This window comes from Pseudomonas sp. Pse35 (assembly GCF_024519715.1).
In the GTDB taxonomy this organism is placed as follows: Bacteria; Pseudomonadota; Gammaproteobacteria; order Pseudomonadales; family Pseudomonadaceae; genus Aquipseudomonas; species Aquipseudomonas paracarnis.
Map to the genome: position 1 here is coordinate 18,829 of NZ_JALJRP010000009.1, position 13,572 is coordinate 32,400.

Sequence of the window (13,572 nt, forward strand, 5' to 3'; positions counted from 1 at the left end):
TTCCTAGAACGTCTGGCCCAGGTTCAAGTACACCGCCTTCTGATTATCATCATTGAACCCATAGCTGAAATTCAGCGGCCCCAGTGGTGTATCAAACCCCAGGAAAATACTCGCGGCGTTGATATAGCCGCTGTCGAACTCGTTATCGTTGTTCCACGCCCGGCCCCGTTCCAGGGATGCACCCAGGTACAACGGGAAGTCCAGCGGCAGGTAAGAACGGGGGGTGAGCCTGCGGAAGTACACCGCGCGCATGAGGCTGATGTTCTGTCCCGAAATCGCATCCTGGCGGAAGCCCGACAATTGCCGTGCGCCCCCCAGCAGGAAGCTGGAAATCACCACATCCGAATTATCCAGTGTGCGACCGTAACGACCGCCCAGTATCAAGGTGTCCGGCCCGTGGCTCATGGCCTTGTCCAGCTTGAATTCCCACTGGCGGTAGCGCTGGTCGGAGCCCAGGCCGGGTTCGAACTCGCGAAAGGCCAGGCCGATGTCTTCGCCGCTGTGGGGGAAGTACACGTTGTCCAGGGAGTCGAAGGAATATTTGAGTTCATAGAAGCCTTCGCTGAAGCTCACGCTCGGCAGGTCGCGGTCGCCAATGCGCACGTCCGCCTTGCCCCAGGCTTCGCCCACGCCAAAGCGGATCTCGCCGCTGTTGCCGATCTGCCGGCCCACATTCAAACCAAAGCCATAGCGTTCCAGGCGGTATTCGGAGATGGGGTCGTTGTCCAGGATCAGCTCGACATTCTGTGCCTCGGCCCTGATATAGGGGGCCACAAAGTAGCGTGAGCCGGTGTCCATGGGCTGGTAGAACTCGCTGTAGAGCTCCTGCCGATCACCAATCTGCACCCGTGTGAGCCATTCCGCGCCGAGGCGGTTGATGCCGTTCACACGGTAACTGGCGCCGAGGTTGAAGGCGCTATCACCGCGCATGTCATCCGAGAGGTTCAAGCCCAGTCGCAGGTAGTCGGTGCCGCTGCGCTTGCCGCGTGCGCTGATCACCAGGGTGTTGTCCTGGCCCTTTTTCACTACGCGGTATTGCACCTGCTCGAAGTAATCCAGGCCGTACAGGGTGCCCATGTCCGATTGCAGGCGGCCCAGATTCAAAGGTTCTCCCAGGCCCTGGCGAATGTAGTAGCGGATAACGTCATCGCTGACCTTGGAGTCGTTCTCCACCTGGATCGCGGTGATCACCGGGGTGCGTTCGCCCGGCGTGCGCGCGGCTACCAGGTCGGCGTCGATGGGTTCGGCAGGGCGCAGGTGTGCCAGGCGTACGTCGAGGGCACGGGTGGCGCGGTAGCCAGCGTCGATCATGTCCTTGGCGCGGCCAAAGTCGGTGACGCCATAAGCGGCCAGCGGTGGTTGGATCAACACATCCTTGGGGTTCAGGGCCTTGAGCTGCTCTTCGGAGTTGCGCCGGGTCATCAGGGTGATGGACTGGTTGAGCACATCCACCACGGTTGCCAATTGCTTGCGCGAGCGTAGCGGGGTGCCGATGTCGACCACGATGGCGATATCGACGCCCATCTCCCGCGCCACATCCAACGGAATGTTGTCGGTCATGCCGCCATCTACCAGCAGGCGGCCATCCAGCTCCACCGGGGCGAACACCGCGGGGATCGACATGCTGGCGCGTATCACCTGGGGCAGGTGGCCTTTGCTGAACACCACTTTTTCGCCGGTGGTGATGTCGGTGGCCACGGCGCGGAATGGGATCGGCAGCTTGTCGAAATTACGTGTGTTGCTGCTGTGGGCGAACATGCTTTCCAACAGCAGTGCCAGGTTCTGGCCCTGGATCACGCCCAGCGGCAGGCCGAGGCTGCCATCGTCGCGGAAACTGAGTTTTTGTTTGACCAGGAAATCCCGGTCATCCTGTTTGCGCCGAAACGGTACGTCTTCACGTGGTGGCGCGTCGGACAGGGCCTGCTGCCAGTCGATACCCAGCGCCAACTTCTCCAGCTCGTCGATCTTGTAGCCTGACGCGTACAACCCGCCAATCACCGCGCCCATGCTGGTGCCGGCAATCGCATCGATATGAATACCTTGCTCTTCAAGCGCCTTGAGCACACCGATATGCGCCAGGCCACGGGCAGCCCCGCCGGACAGCACCAGACCGATTTTCGGGCGGGGGGCTTCTACCGCGTCGGCAAGTAGGGGGACAAGGCACAGGAACAGGCAAGACAGCAGGCGGCGCATCATCAATCTCGTGGCTGGGCGACAAAGGCCGCTATTATAGCCACCCGATTCGCTGAGCCTGTTACGCCAGGAGCCGCTTAATGATGTCTGCATGCAAACCCGAGATCGTTATCACCTATTGCACCCAGTGCCAGTGGTTGCTGCGCGCCGCGTGGCTGGCCCAGGAGCTACTCAGCACCTTTGCCGATGACTTGGGGCGCGTGGCACTGGAACCGGCCACCGGCGGGGCCTTTCGCATTACCTGCGATGGCGTGCAGATTTGGGAGCGCAAGGCCGATGGCGGTTTTCCCGAGGCCAAGGTGCTCAAGCAGCGAGTGCGCGACCAGATCGACCCCCAGCGCGACCTCGGGCATAACGACCGTACCGTCTGAAGTCAGGCCGGCGCCGGTTGCTTGGCCTGGCTGGCGCTGCCCATCAGGCCGGAGAGCACGATGGCGACGATGATCAAGGCGCCGCCCAGCAGCATGCGCAGGGTCGGGGTTTCGGCAAACAACAGCCAGGCCACGGTGATGCCGTAGACCGGTTCCATCGCAAACACCACCGAAGCGGTGCGCGCCTTGATTACGGCAAGGCTGGCGACAAACAGGCTGTGGGCGAGGCCGGTACAAAACACCCCCAGCAGCCCGATCCACAGCCAATCTATCCCTCGCACATCCGCCAACCCCGGCGCGGCCACGGGCAGCAGGCACGCGGCGACCACGACGTTCTGGCACAGCGCGGCCTGTACCGCTGGAATGCGCCCGGAACTGGCGCGATTGTTCAGCGACAACAACGAGAACAACAGGCCCGAGGCGATGCCCCACAGCAGGCCGCCCGTGGCTTCGCTGGCGAGATTGAAATCCGGGGTCACAAGCACCAGGCCAACGGTGACCAGCACCACCAGCAGCACTTCATTGGCCCGAATACGCTCGCGGAAAATCAGCCCCTCAAGGATCACCGTAAAGGCCGGAAAGGCGGTGAACCCCAAGGTCGCCACGGCCACGCCGGCGACTTTGACGGCGATAAAGAACGTCACCCAATGGGCAGCCAACAACACGCCGCTGACCAGCAGCCGGCGCCAGTCACGCATCTCCAGTTTTTTCCAGGGAGCGTTGCTGGCAAAGCGCGCAAATACCGCCAGCGCCAGCACGGCAAACGCCGCCCGGCCAAATACGATGATGGCGGGGGAGGCCGCCGCCAGCTTGCCGAACACGCCGGTGAGGCCAAACATCAATGCGCCGATATGCAGGGCGCCGAGGGCTGAGCGGGGAGTCATTGCGATCCTTGATCCAACAGGGGGTGACAGCCTCGCAGTCTAGAGGGTTGGCGGGTGGGCGTCTGTCGCGGGTGGGGTGATTTTTAGCGCAAGACTCTTGCTAGCCCGCTCGACGCAATGCACCGGGCGAGGCGCCAAACGCCCGAAGCATGGCGGCGCAAAATGCACTTTGCGAGGCGTAGCCGACGCGCTCGGCAATCTCGCCGATGGGTAGGGAGGTTTCGCGTAAAAGCCTGAGCGCCAAGTGCAAGCGGCGACTGCGTAGATAGTCCATCGGCGTTTGCCCGCACTCCGCCATGAACCGCGCATGCAGGCGCGGCACGGACAAATCGGCAATCCGCGCCAGGTCGGCCACCTGGAGCGGACGCGCCGCATGGCGCTCGATATGGCTATTGAACGCGGCATAAGGCAGACGCCGGCCAGGCAGCGGTTGAGCTTGAGGGTGGTTGAGGCTGGCCAGTAACAACACAGCGCCTTGCTGGACGATCAGCGGGTCGTGCACCGGGCTTTGTGCCAGCCACTGCACTAACTGGTGTTGCCGGGCATCCAGCGCCAGGCGCGCGGGTTGGTCGAGCAAGCGGCGGCTGGCATCGGCATGTTCGCCCAAGGATTGCACCACCCAGTGCTCGGTCGGCACATCCAGCACCAGGCAGCGGCTGCCATCGCGGCTGATGCAGGCGTGGTGGGCGGAGAAGGGCAGCACCATCACGCTGCTTTCGCGTACCTGGCTGCCACGGCCATCGACTTCCAGGTCCAGGTGCCCGGAAAGGCCGAACACCAACTGCGCATGGTCATGGCTGTGGGCAATGGGCGCTTCGAGGTAGTGGCGTAGCGTGAGGGTCGGGCTCATCGCGGTCTCCAGGGCGGCAAGCCGTCAGTCTACAACGCTTGGCGGGCCTCAGGCGCTGTCATCAGACTGACGCACGCTTGTCATGGGCTATTAATCGCCAAGGCGCAAGCTCGCCAAAACAGCGTCGAGGGATACCCATGACCCGTGCCGAGTTCACCAAGCCCAGCCGCAAGCAACGGGTGCGAACCCTGTGGATTTCCGACGTGCACCTGGGCACTCGGGATTGCCAGGCCGAACACCTGTCGCACTTTCTCAAGGGCTACCATGCCGACAAGGTCTACCTGGTCGGTGACATCATCGACGGTTGGAAACTGCGCGGCGGCATGTATTGGCCTCAAGCCCACACCAACGTGATCCGCCGCTTGCTGACCATGGCCAAGCGTGGCACCGAGGTGATCTATGTCACCGGCAACCATGACGAGTTCCTGCGTCGCTATTCCAAGCTGATCCTGGGCAATATCCAATTGGTCGATGAGGCTGTGCACGTCACCGCCGATGGCCGCCATTTGCTGGTGATTCATGGCGACCAGTTTGATGTGATCACGCGCTATCACCGCTGGCTCGCTTTCCTCGGCGACTCGGCCTACGAGTTCACCCTGACGCTGAACCGCTGGCTGAACCACTGGCGTGCGCGGTATGGCTACGGTTATTGGTCGCTGTCGGCGTACCTGAAACACAAGGTCAAGACGGCGGTGAGTTTTATCAGCGATTTCGAAGAGGCGATTGCCCACGAGGTGACCAAGCGGGAATTGCACGGGGTGGTGTGCGGGCATATTCACCATGCCGAGATTCGCAAGGTGGGCGAGGTGGATTACCTCAACTGCGGGGATTGGGTGGAGTCGTGCACGGCCTTGATCGAGCACTGGGATGGGCATATCGAGTTGTATCGGTTGGCGGATGCGCAGGCCAAAGAGGCACTGCTAAAGGCTGAAATGGTCGCTGGCTGAACCTGTGGCGAGGGAGCTTGCTCCCGTGACGGCCTGACAGCCGACGCTGATCTACCTGACACCCCACGATTCAAATGTGGGAGCGGGCTTGCCCGCGATGGCGGCGGGTCAGGCAATTAATCTGCAACTGAACCACCGCCATCGCAGGCAAGCCAGCTCCCACACGTAATCCTGTTTCTTCAGTTGGAAACGTCGGCGATGGCTTGAGCCAGCAACGTCAAGCGCGTCGCATCAACCCCAGCCACGTTAGCCCGCCCCGAACTGACCATATACACACTGTGCTTCTCGCGCAGTTGCTTGACCTGCTCGGCACTCAAGCCGGTATAGGAAAACATCCCACGTTGCGCGCCGATATGTGCGAATTTCTCGGCCAGGCCATGGGGCGCAAGCGCTTCCACCAATCCGGAGCGTAACTGAGCGATCCGCGAACGCATGGCCTCGACTTCCTCGCTCCACTGCTTTTTCAACTGTGCATCACCGAGGATGGTCGCCACCACGGCGGCACCGTGATCCGGCGGTGTCGACCACAGGTTGCGAGCGATATTCGCCAGTTGGCTACGCACATCGGTGAGCTTTTCAGCATCCGCCGCACAGACGATCAATGCACCCACGCGGTCGCGATACAGGCCGAAGTTCTTCGAGCAGGAGCTGGTGATCAGCACTTCCGGTAGCTCGGCGGCAAACAGGCGCACCGCCCAGGCGTCCTGCTCCAGGCCATCGCCAAAGCCCTGGTAGGCAAAGTCGATCAGTGGCAGCAACTGGCGTTCCCGCACGATCTGCAACACCTGGCGCCAGTCATCCTGGGACAGGTCAAAGCCGGTCGGGTTATGGCAGCACGCGTGCAGCAATACCACGTCGCCCTTGGGCACGCTGGACAGGGTTGCCAGCATCGCCGTCACATCCAGGCGGTTGTCGCTGCCCACGTAAGGGTAATGGCTGACCTTGAGCCCGGCCTTGGCAAAAATGGTTTCGTGGATCGGCCAGGTCGGGTTGCTCAGCCACACGCCACGGCCCGGCAGGCTGTGGGCGATAAAGTCGGCACTCAAGCGCAGGGCGCCGGTGCCGCCTGGGGTTTGTGTGGCGCCAGCGCGGCGGTCACGCAGCAAGGCCGAGTCGGCGCCTAGCACCAGTTGGCTGATCAGGCTGCCGAAGGCTGCATCGCCATGGCCACCGATATAGGTCTTGGTCACTTGCGTGTCGACCACGCGCTGTTCCGCCAGTTTCACCGAGTGAGGAATCGGCGTGAGGCCTTGGTCGTCCTTATAGACCCCTACGCCCAGGTCGAACTTGTTCGGGTTGGCATCCTGGGTATACAGGTCCATCAGCCCTAGGATCGGGTCGCCGGGCACGCGGTCGATGGCATCGAAATGCATTACTTGCGGCCCTCGGCGGTCTTGGCCACTTCGTCGGTGCGCGCGGCCATGATGAAGTCGTTGCGGTGCAGGCCCTTGATGGAGTGGCTCCACCAGGTCACGGTGACTTTGCCCCACTCGGTGAGCAGGCCTGGGTGATGGCCTTCGGCTTCGGAGATTTCACCCATGGCGTTGGTGAAGGCCAGGGCGAATTTGAAGTTCTTGAACAGGAAAACCTTTTCCAGCTGCATCACGCCGTCGCGCACTTCGATGTTCCAGTCAGGGATCTGCTTGATCAGCACCGGCAGTTCTTCATCGCTGACTTGCGGGGCATCGGCGCGGCAGGCTTCGCAGTGGGCTTGGTTCAAGGTGGTCATGGAAGGTGTCCTGAATTCGAATGATTGAAGGTCAGTGGCGTTACCCTAAAGCAACGCGGGGCCAGGGAACAGACTCACCTGGCCTTAAAACGCAAGGTTCACGCGGCTTTGGGCTTGGGTGGGAATTTCGGTGCGTGCAGACCCAACTGCATACCGCGCTCCACCATGCCCATGATGTCCTCCTGCGCCACGTCGAACAGCCGCTTGAGTTCGGGCAAGACGAAGTACAACGGCTGCAGGATGTCGATGCGATAGGGGGTGCGCATCGCTTCCAACGGATCAAAGGCCTGGTGCTCAGGCTCGTCCGACAGGCAATACACACTTTCTTTAGGCGACGACAGAATGCCGCCACCGTAGATACGCCGGCCCTGGGGCGTGTCCACCAGGCCGAACTCGATAGTCATCCAGTACAGGCGCGCCAGGTACACCCGTTGCTCCTTGGTGGCCGCCAGGCCGAGCTTGCCGTAGGTGTGGGTGAATTCAGCGAACCAGGGGTTGGTCAGGAGCGGGCAGTGGCCAAAGATCTCGTGAAAAATATCCGGCTCTTGCAGGTAGTCCAATTCTTCACGGGTGCGAATAAAAGTCGCCACCGGAAACTGCTTGCTGGCCAGTAATTCAAAAAAGGTCTGGAAGGGGATCAGCGCCGGCACGCGGGCGACTTGCCAGCCGGTGGTGTCGGCCAGCACCTTGTTGATTTCGCCCAACTGGGGAATGCGGTCCAGAGGCAGGCCGAGCTTGTCGATACCGTCCAGGTATTCCTGGCAGGCGCGGCCCTCGATCACTTTCAATTGGCGAGTGATCAGGGTGTTCCACACCGCATGTTCTTCTGGCGGGTAGTGGATAAAACCTTGCGCATCGGGCTCGCGGGCCACGTAGTGCGTCTGCTTCATACGGCTCTCCTGTTAGGCATTCGTTCTTGTTATGTCCTGGGATGCTCCTATTGATAACCGGATAGGCGCCGGATTCCATCAGCCTTAACGGACTTGTGTAGGAAAAATTACCGATTATCGTAAAGTATTCGTTACGACAGGCCCGCTCGTCGCAGCTATGGGCTGGGAAAAGCCACCGCGCTGTCACATAATCTTGACGACTATCTGCGCCCAGCGACAAAAAGCCGCGGCGCCTACTCCCTTTTCGAGTCTTTCCATGCGTATCAAAGTGCACTGCCAAAACCGCATCGGCATCCTGCGGGACATCCTCAACCTGCTGGTGGAGTACGGCGTCAACGTCGCCAAGGGCGAAGTCGGCGGCGAGCACGGCAATGCCATCTACCTGTTCTGCCCCAACCTGGTGAACATGCAGTTCCAGGCGTTGCGCCCGCAGTTCGAGGCGATTGCCGGAGTGTTCGGGGTCAAGCGGGTAGGGCTGATGCCCAGCGAGCGGCGGCATATGGAACTCAACGCATTGCTCGGCGCCCTGGAATTCCCGGTGCTGTCCATTGATATGGGCGGCTCCATCGTGGCCGCCAACCGTGCGGCGGCGCAGTTGCTTGGCGTACGGGTAGATGAAGTGCCGGGGATTCCCCTGTCGCGTTACGCCGAGGATTTCGACCTGCCGGAACTGGTGCGCGCCAGCAAATCGCGAATCAATGGCATGCGGGTCAAGGTCAAGGGTGACGTATTTCTGGCGGACATCGCGCCCCTGCAATCCTCCGAGCACGATGACAGTGAAGCCATGGCCGGCGCCGTGCTCACCCTGCACCGTGCCGACCGTGTCGGTGAGCGTATCTATAACGTGCGCAAGCAAGAGCTGCGCGGTTTCGACAGCATCTTCCAGAGCTCTAAGGTCATGGCCGCAGTGGTACGTGAAGCGCGACGCATGGCGCCGCTGGATGCGCCGCTATTAATAGAAGGCGAAACCGGCACCGGCAAGGAGCTGTTGGCCCGGGCCTGCCACTTGGCCAGCCCGCGCGGGCAGTCGCCGTTGATGGCGCTCAACTGCGCGGGGTTGCCCGAGTCGATGGCCGAGACCGAACTGTTTGGTTATGGCCCCGGCGCATTTGAAGGGGCGCGGGCGGAAGGTAAGTTGGGCCTGCTTGAGCTGACGGCGGGCGGTACCTTGTTTCTCGATGGCGTGGGAGAAATGAGCGCGCGCTTGCAGGTCAAGCTGCTGCGCTTTCTGCAGGACGGTTGTTTTCGCCGGGTGGGCAGCGACGAGGAGGTGTACCTGGACGTGCGGGTGATCTGCGCGACCCAGGTAGATTTGTCGGAACTCTGCGCCCGGGGTGAGTTTCGTCAGGACCTTTATCACCGGCTGAATGTGCTGTCGTTGCATATCCCGCCGTTGCGCGAATGCCTGGATGGCCTCGCACCGTTGGTCGAGCACTTTCTCGACCAGGCCAGTCGGCAAATCGGTTGCCCACTGCCCAAGCTGGCACCTGCGGCCAGGGACAAGCTCAGCCATTACCACTGGCCGGGCAATGTGCGGCAGCTGGAAAACGTGCTGTTCCAGGCGGTGTCGTTGTGCGAAGGCGGCACGGTCAAGGTTGAGCATATTCGCTTGCCCGATTATGGCGTGCGTCAGCCGCTGGGTGATTTTTCCCTGGAGGGGAGCCTGGAGGATATCGTCGGGCGCTTTGAAAAGGCGGTGTTGGAAAGCCTGTACGCCGAACACCCGAGCAGTCGCCAGTTGGGCAAGCGCCTGGGGGTGTCACACACCACCATTGCCAACAAACTGCGTGATTACGAAGTGCTCAAGGCCGATCGCAGTTAAAACGGTGGGAGCTGGCTTGCCTGCGAAGGCGGCGTGTCAGTCAATGAGTCTGTCACTGAACCACCGCTATCGCAGGCAAGCCAGCTCCCACATTGATTGGGTAGTGCCCACGGCATCAGCGCCCGGCATCAATCCCCTGTGGGAGCGGGCTTGCCCGCGATGGCGGCATGTCAGTCAATGAGTCTGTCACTGAACCACCGCTATCGCAGGCAAGCCGGCTTTGATCTGTACCGGATTTAAGGCCGGTGTTTGCCGCAGGCGGCAGTAGTCCGCCGTTTTTTCGACTGTTTCTCCCCTACCAATTTCACACGCCTCCACGAAACCCCCGCCGCGCCTGGGTTTGCGCCTCTTTTAAAAAGTTGGTTCGCAAATTGCTTAAGCCTCCTCAGTACAGCGGTGGGCGGCAAGCGTCCGTCAGAAAGAGGATAGAGCGTGGACAAGTACCTTTATGTGGCAATGACCGGCGCCAGCCAGAATGCACTGGCGCAGAAGGCCCATGCCAACAATCTGGCGAACATTTCCACCAACGGTTTCCAGCGCGACCTGGAGCAGGCGCGTTCGATGCCGGTGTTCGGTGACAGCTTTCCGGCGCGGGCGTTTGCCATGACCGAACGTCCGGCTACCGACTTTTCACCGGGCGCGATGATCGAGACCGGTCGCGACCTGGACGTAGCCGTCAGCGGCGACGGCTGGATGGCTGTGCAGACCCCCGATGGCGGCGAAGCCTACGTGCGCAGCGCCAGCATGAACGTGGATGCCCTGGGTGTGCTGCGTGCCGGCAACGGTATGCCGATCATGGGCAACGGTGGCCCGATCGCCGTGCCGCCCCAGCAGAAAATCGAAGTCGGTTCGGACGGCACCATCAGCATCCGTGCCATGGGCGAAGGTCCGCGGGTGATGGCGGAAGTGGACCGTATCAAGATGGTCCAGCCTGACCTCAAGAACATGACCAAGGGCCTGGACGGCACCATCCACACCAAGGATGGCCAACCGGCCCAGGCCGACGCGAACGTGCGGCTGACCTCGGGTTTCCTGCAGGCGAGCAACGTCAATGCCGTGGAAGAAATGACCGCAGTGCTGGCGCTGGCCAAGCAGTTCGAGCTGCACATCAAGATGATGAACAGCGCAAAAGAAGACGACCAGGCCATGACGCGCGTCATGCAGGTGAGCTGATCCAAGCCCATTAACTAATTTGCAATGCAGCGCCAACCATCCGGCGCACGAAGGAGAACAGCATGCTTCCGGCTCTATGGGTTGCCAAGACAGGCCTGTCCGCCCAGGACACCAACCTGACGACCATTTCCAACAACCTGGCAAACGTGTCGACCACGGGCTTCAAACGTGATCGCGCCGAGTTCCAGGACTTGCTCTATCAGATCAAGAAGCAACCGGGCGCCCAATCGACCCAGGACAGCGAATTGCCGTCGGGCCTGCAACTGGGTACCGGTGTGCAGATCGTCGGCACCCAGAAAAACTTCAGCGCCGGCAACCTGCAGCAAACCGGCCAGCCCCTGGACATGGCGATCAACGGCCGGGGCTTTTTTCAAGTGCTGCAACCGGATGGCACCACTTCTTACACCCGTGACGGCACCTTCCACCTGGACTCCAACGGCCAGATCGTGACCGCCAACGGTTTCGCCCTGGAGCCCGCTGTCGTGGTGCCGCCCGACGCCAAGACCTTCACCGTCGGCAACGACGGCACCGTGTCCATCACCGTCGCTGGCAACCCAGCGTCCCAGGTGATCGGCAACCTGCAAACCGCCGACTTCATCAACCCGGCCGGCCTGCAGGCCATGGGCAACAACCTGTTCCTGGAAACCGCCTCCAGTGGCGCGCCGCAAATCGGCACCCCTGGCTTGAACGGCTTCGGCACCACGCTGCAAAGCACCCTGGAAACCTCCAACGTCAGCACCGTTGAGGAGATGGTCAACATGATCACCACCCAGCGCGCCTACGAGATGAACTCCAAGGTGATTTCCACCGCCGACCAGATGCTTTCGTTCGTTACGCAGAATCTGTAATCAAGTCTATGGGGCGCCCTTGAGGGGGCCTGCAACACCGTGAGGTTAGGGTCATGAATCGCTATGTTTGTGTGTTGGCATTGAGTGGGATCGCCGTGCTTGCGGGCTGTGTCGCCCCCACGCCAAAGCCCAATGACCCGTACTACGCGCCGGTGTTGCCACGCACACCGCTGCCTGCGGCGGCCAACAATGGCTCGATCTACCAGGCCGGTTTCGAGCAGAACCTGTACAGCGACCGCAAGGCGTTCCGGGTCGGTGACATCATCACCATCACCCTGAACGAGAAGACCCAGGCCAGCAAGAACGCCAACTCGCAGATCGGCAAGAACAGCAAGACCAGCATCGGCCTGACCTCGCTGTTTGGCGGCGGCCTGAACACCAACAACCCGCTGGGCGGTGGTGACCTGAGCCTGGACGCCGGCTACAGCGGCGACCGCGCCACCAACGGCAAGAGCGCGGCCGGGCAGGGCAACAGCCTGACCGGTTCGATCACCGTGACCGTCGCCGATGTATTGCCCAACGGCATCATTGCCGTGCGCGGTGAAAAGTGGATGACCCTCAACACCGGCGACGAGCTGGTGCGCATCGCCGGCATGGTCCGCGCCGATGACATCTCCACCGACAACACCGTGCCGTCGACGCGCATTGCCGATGCACGCATTACCTACTCGGGCACCGGTTCGTTTGCCGATGCGAGCCAGCCGGGCTGGTTCGACCGCTTCTTCCTCAGCCCGCTGTTCCCTTTCTAGGTGGCCATTTTGAAGTTCAAACAGCTGATGGCGATGGCGCTTTTGCTGGCCTTGAGTGCTGTGGCCCAGGCCGAGCGCCTGAAGGACATCGCCAGTATTTCCGGCGTGCGCTCCAACCAGTTGATCGGCTATGGCCTGGTCGTGGGGCTCAACGGCACGGGTGACCAGACCACCCAGACGCCGTTCACCCTGCAAACCTTCAATAACATGCTCTCCCAGTTCGGCATCAAGGTACCGCCAGGCTCGGGCAACGTGCAGTTGAAGAACGTCGCGGCGGTGTCGATCAGCGCCGATCTGCCCGCGTTCGCCAAGCCGGGGCAGGTGGTGGATATCACCGTGTCGTCCATGGGTAACTCCAAGAGCCTGCGCGGCGGCACCTTGCTGATGACGCCGCTCAAAGGTATCGACGGCAACGTCTACGCCATCGCCCAGGGCAACCTGGTGGTCGGCGGTTTTGACGCCGAAGGCCGCGACGGTTCGAAGATCACCGTCAACGTGCCGTCGGCCGGGCGTATCCCCGGTGGCGCCACGGTTGAACGCACCGTGCCGAGTGGTTTCAACCAGGGCAACAGCCTGACCTTGAACCTCAACCGCTCCGACTTCACCACCGCCAAGCGCGTGGTCGACAAGATCAACGACATGCTCGGCCCTGGCGTGGCCCAGGCCATCGACGGCGGCTCGGTTCGCGTCACTGCGCCTTTGGACCCAAGCCAGCGCGTGGACTACCTATCGATCCTGGAAAACCTTGAAGTGGACCCAGGCCAGGCCGTAGCGAAAGTCATCATCAACTCGCGCACCGGCACCATCGTGATCGGGCAGAACGTCAAGGTCTCGCCAGCGGCGGTAACCCACGGCAGCCTGACGGTGACCATCACCGAAGACCCGATCGTCAGCCAGCCTGGGCCGTTGTCCGGTGGCCAGACTGCCGTGGTGCCGCGTTCGCGCGTCAATGCCCAGCAAGAAGCCAAGCCGATGTTCAAGTTCGGCCCCGGCACCACCCTGGACGAGATTGTCCGTGCGGTGAACCAGGTGGGCGCTGCGCCCGGCGACTTGATGGCGATCCTCGAAGCTTTGAAGCAGGCCGGCGCGTTGCAAGCCGACCTGATCGTGATCTGA

At 61.7% G+C, this 13,572-nt stretch carries 13 protein-coding genes; 7 read left to right on the forward strand and 6 right to left on the reverse strand.

Translation table 11 applies throughout. From position 1 onward, the window contains the following. Positions 1 to 3 precede the first annotated feature (3 nt). Positions 4 to 2,193 (reverse strand): patatin-like phospholipase family protein, encoded by a 2,190-nt coding sequence (locus tag OC445_RS10395; RefSeq protein ID WP_034126768.1) that lies wholly within the window; start codon positions 2,191 to 2,193, stop codon positions 4 to 6. Positions 2,194 to 2,276: 83 nt separating this feature from the next. Between OC445_RS10395 and OC445_RS10400 the strand changes: the two genes are divergently transcribed. Then, on the forward strand, positions 2,277 to 2,564 hold the full coding sequence (locus OC445_RS10400) for a SelT/SelW/SelH family protein (RefSeq protein ID WP_014719371.1): 288 nt from the start codon (positions 2,277 to 2,279) through the stop codon (positions 2,562 to 2,564). Positions 2,565 to 2,566: 2 nt separating this feature from the next. On the opposite strand, the gene OC445_RS10405 is transcribed toward OC445_RS10400, so the two are convergent. Continuing rightward, positions 2,567 to 3,448, reverse strand: a complete 882-nt coding sequence (locus OC445_RS10405; protein WP_054898654.1) for a DMT family transporter — start codon at positions 3,446 to 3,448, stop codon at positions 2,567 to 2,569. Positions 3,449 to 3,548: 100 nt separating this feature from the next. Continuing rightward, a complete protein-coding gene (locus OC445_RS10410; RefSeq protein WP_096143468.1) occupies positions 3,549 to 4,298 on the reverse strand; it encodes a helix-turn-helix domain-containing protein in 750 nt (249 codons plus the stop codon). Positions 4,299 to 4,435: 137 nt separating this feature from the next. Here OC445_RS10410 and OC445_RS10415 point away from each other — a divergent pair, with 137 nt between their 5' ends. Then, entirely contained in the window at positions 4,436 to 5,245 is an 810-nt protein-coding gene (locus tag OC445_RS10415) for a UDP-2,3-diacylglucosamine diphosphatase (protein ID WP_014719368.1), read from the forward strand. 179 nt (positions 5,246 to 5,424) lie between these two features. Here OC445_RS10415 and OC445_RS10420 read toward each other — a convergent pair whose 3' ends face one another. From OC445_RS10420 to phhA, 3 genes are all read right to left on the reverse strand, one after another. Then, positions 5,425 to 6,618: an amino acid aminotransferase gene (locus tag OC445_RS10420; protein WP_198790848.1), complete on the reverse strand. Its 1,194-nt coding sequence runs from the start codon at positions 6,616 to 6,618 to the stop codon at positions 5,425 to 5,427. Next, on the reverse strand, positions 6,618 to 6,974 hold the full coding sequence (locus tag OC445_RS10425) for a 4a-hydroxytetrahydrobiopterin dehydratase (protein ID WP_003192995.1): 357 nt from the start codon (positions 6,972 to 6,974) through the stop codon (positions 6,618 to 6,620). Before OC445_RS10425 ends, OC445_RS10420 begins: the two co-directional genes overlap by 1 nt. Before the next feature lie 98 nt (positions 6,975 to 7,072). Beyond that, positions 7,073 to 7,864 (reverse strand): phenylalanine 4-monooxygenase, encoded by a 792-nt coding sequence (phhA, locus tag OC445_RS10430; protein WP_003192992.1) that lies wholly within the window; start codon positions 7,862 to 7,864, stop codon positions 7,073 to 7,075. A gap of 256 nt (positions 7,865 to 8,120) precedes the next feature. On the opposite strand from phhA, the gene OC445_RS10435 reads away from it, so the two are divergent. From OC445_RS10435 to OC445_RS10455, 5 genes are all read left to right on the forward strand, one after another. After that, positions 8,121 to 9,686: a sigma-54-dependent transcriptional regulator gene (locus tag OC445_RS10435; RefSeq protein ID WP_198790847.1), complete on the forward strand. Its 1,566-nt coding sequence runs from the start codon at positions 8,121 to 8,123 to the stop codon at positions 9,684 to 9,686. A gap of 432 nt (positions 9,687 to 10,118) precedes the next feature. After that, positions 10,119 to 10,859 (forward strand): flagellar basal body rod protein FlgF, encoded by a 741-nt coding sequence (locus OC445_RS10440; protein ID WP_262020146.1) that lies wholly within the window; start codon positions 10,119 to 10,121, stop codon positions 10,857 to 10,859. 62 nt (positions 10,860 to 10,921) lie between these two features. Further along, positions 10,922 to 11,707, forward strand: a complete 786-nt coding sequence (flgG, locus tag OC445_RS10445) for a flagellar basal-body rod protein FlgG (protein ID WP_003192986.1) — start codon at positions 10,922 to 10,924, stop codon at positions 11,705 to 11,707. Positions 11,708 to 11,760: 53 nt separating this feature from the next. Further along, positions 11,761 to 12,456 carry a flagellar basal body L-ring protein FlgH gene (gene flgH / locus OC445_RS10450; RefSeq protein ID WP_034126774.1) on the forward strand — a complete coding sequence of 232 codons (696 nt, stop codon included), beginning with the start codon at positions 11,761 to 11,763 and terminating at the stop codon, positions 12,454 to 12,456. 6 nt (positions 12,457 to 12,462) lie between these two features. Next, complete coding sequence (locus OC445_RS10455) at positions 12,463 to 13,572, forward strand: flagellar basal body P-ring protein FlgI (RefSeq protein ID WP_161793221.1); 1,110 nt, start codon at positions 12,463 to 12,465, stop codon at positions 13,570 to 13,572.

Excerpts from the sequence above, each read along its gene's own strand:
- flgG (WP_003192986.1), top strand. The coding sequence starts at position 10,922 with ATGCTTCCGGCTCTATGGGTTGCCAAGACAGGCCTGTCCGCCCAGGAC.
- OC445_RS10400 (WP_014719371.1), top strand. The coding sequence starts at position 2,277 with ATGTCTGCATGCAAACCCGAGATCGTTATCACCTATTGCACCCAGTGC.
- OC445_RS10405 (WP_054898654.1), bottom strand. The coding sequence starts at position 3,448 with ATGACTCCCCGCTCAGCCCTCGGCGCCCTGCATATCGGCGCATTGATG.
- OC445_RS10410 (WP_096143468.1), bottom strand. The coding sequence starts at position 4,298 with ATGAGCCCGACCCTCACGCTACGCCACTACCTCGAAGCGCCCATTGCC.
- OC445_RS10435 (WP_198790847.1), top strand. The coding sequence starts at position 8,121 with ATGCGTATCAAAGTGCACTGCCAAAACCGCATCGGCATCCTGCGGGAC.
- OC445_RS10425 (WP_003192995.1), bottom strand. The coding sequence starts at position 6,974 with ATGACCACCTTGAACCAAGCCCACTGCGAAGCCTGCCGCGCCGATGCC.
- flgH (WP_034126774.1), top strand. The coding sequence starts at position 11,761 with ATGAATCGCTATGTTTGTGTGTTGGCATTGAGTGGGATCGCCGTGCTT.
- OC445_RS10415 (WP_014719368.1), top strand. The coding sequence starts at position 4,436 with ATGACCCGTGCCGAGTTCACCAAGCCCAGCCGCAAGCAACGGGTGCGA.
- OC445_RS10395 (WP_034126768.1), bottom strand. The coding sequence starts at position 2,193 with ATGCGCCGCCTGCTGTCTTGCCTGTTCCTGTGCCTTGTCCCCCTACTT.
- OC445_RS10420 (WP_198790848.1), bottom strand. The coding sequence starts at position 6,618 with ATGCATTTCGATGCCATCGACCGCGTGCCCGGCGACCCGATCCTAGGG.
- phhA (WP_003192992.1), bottom strand. The coding sequence starts at position 7,864 with ATGAAGCAGACGCACTACGTGGCCCGCGAGCCCGATGCGCAAGGTTTT.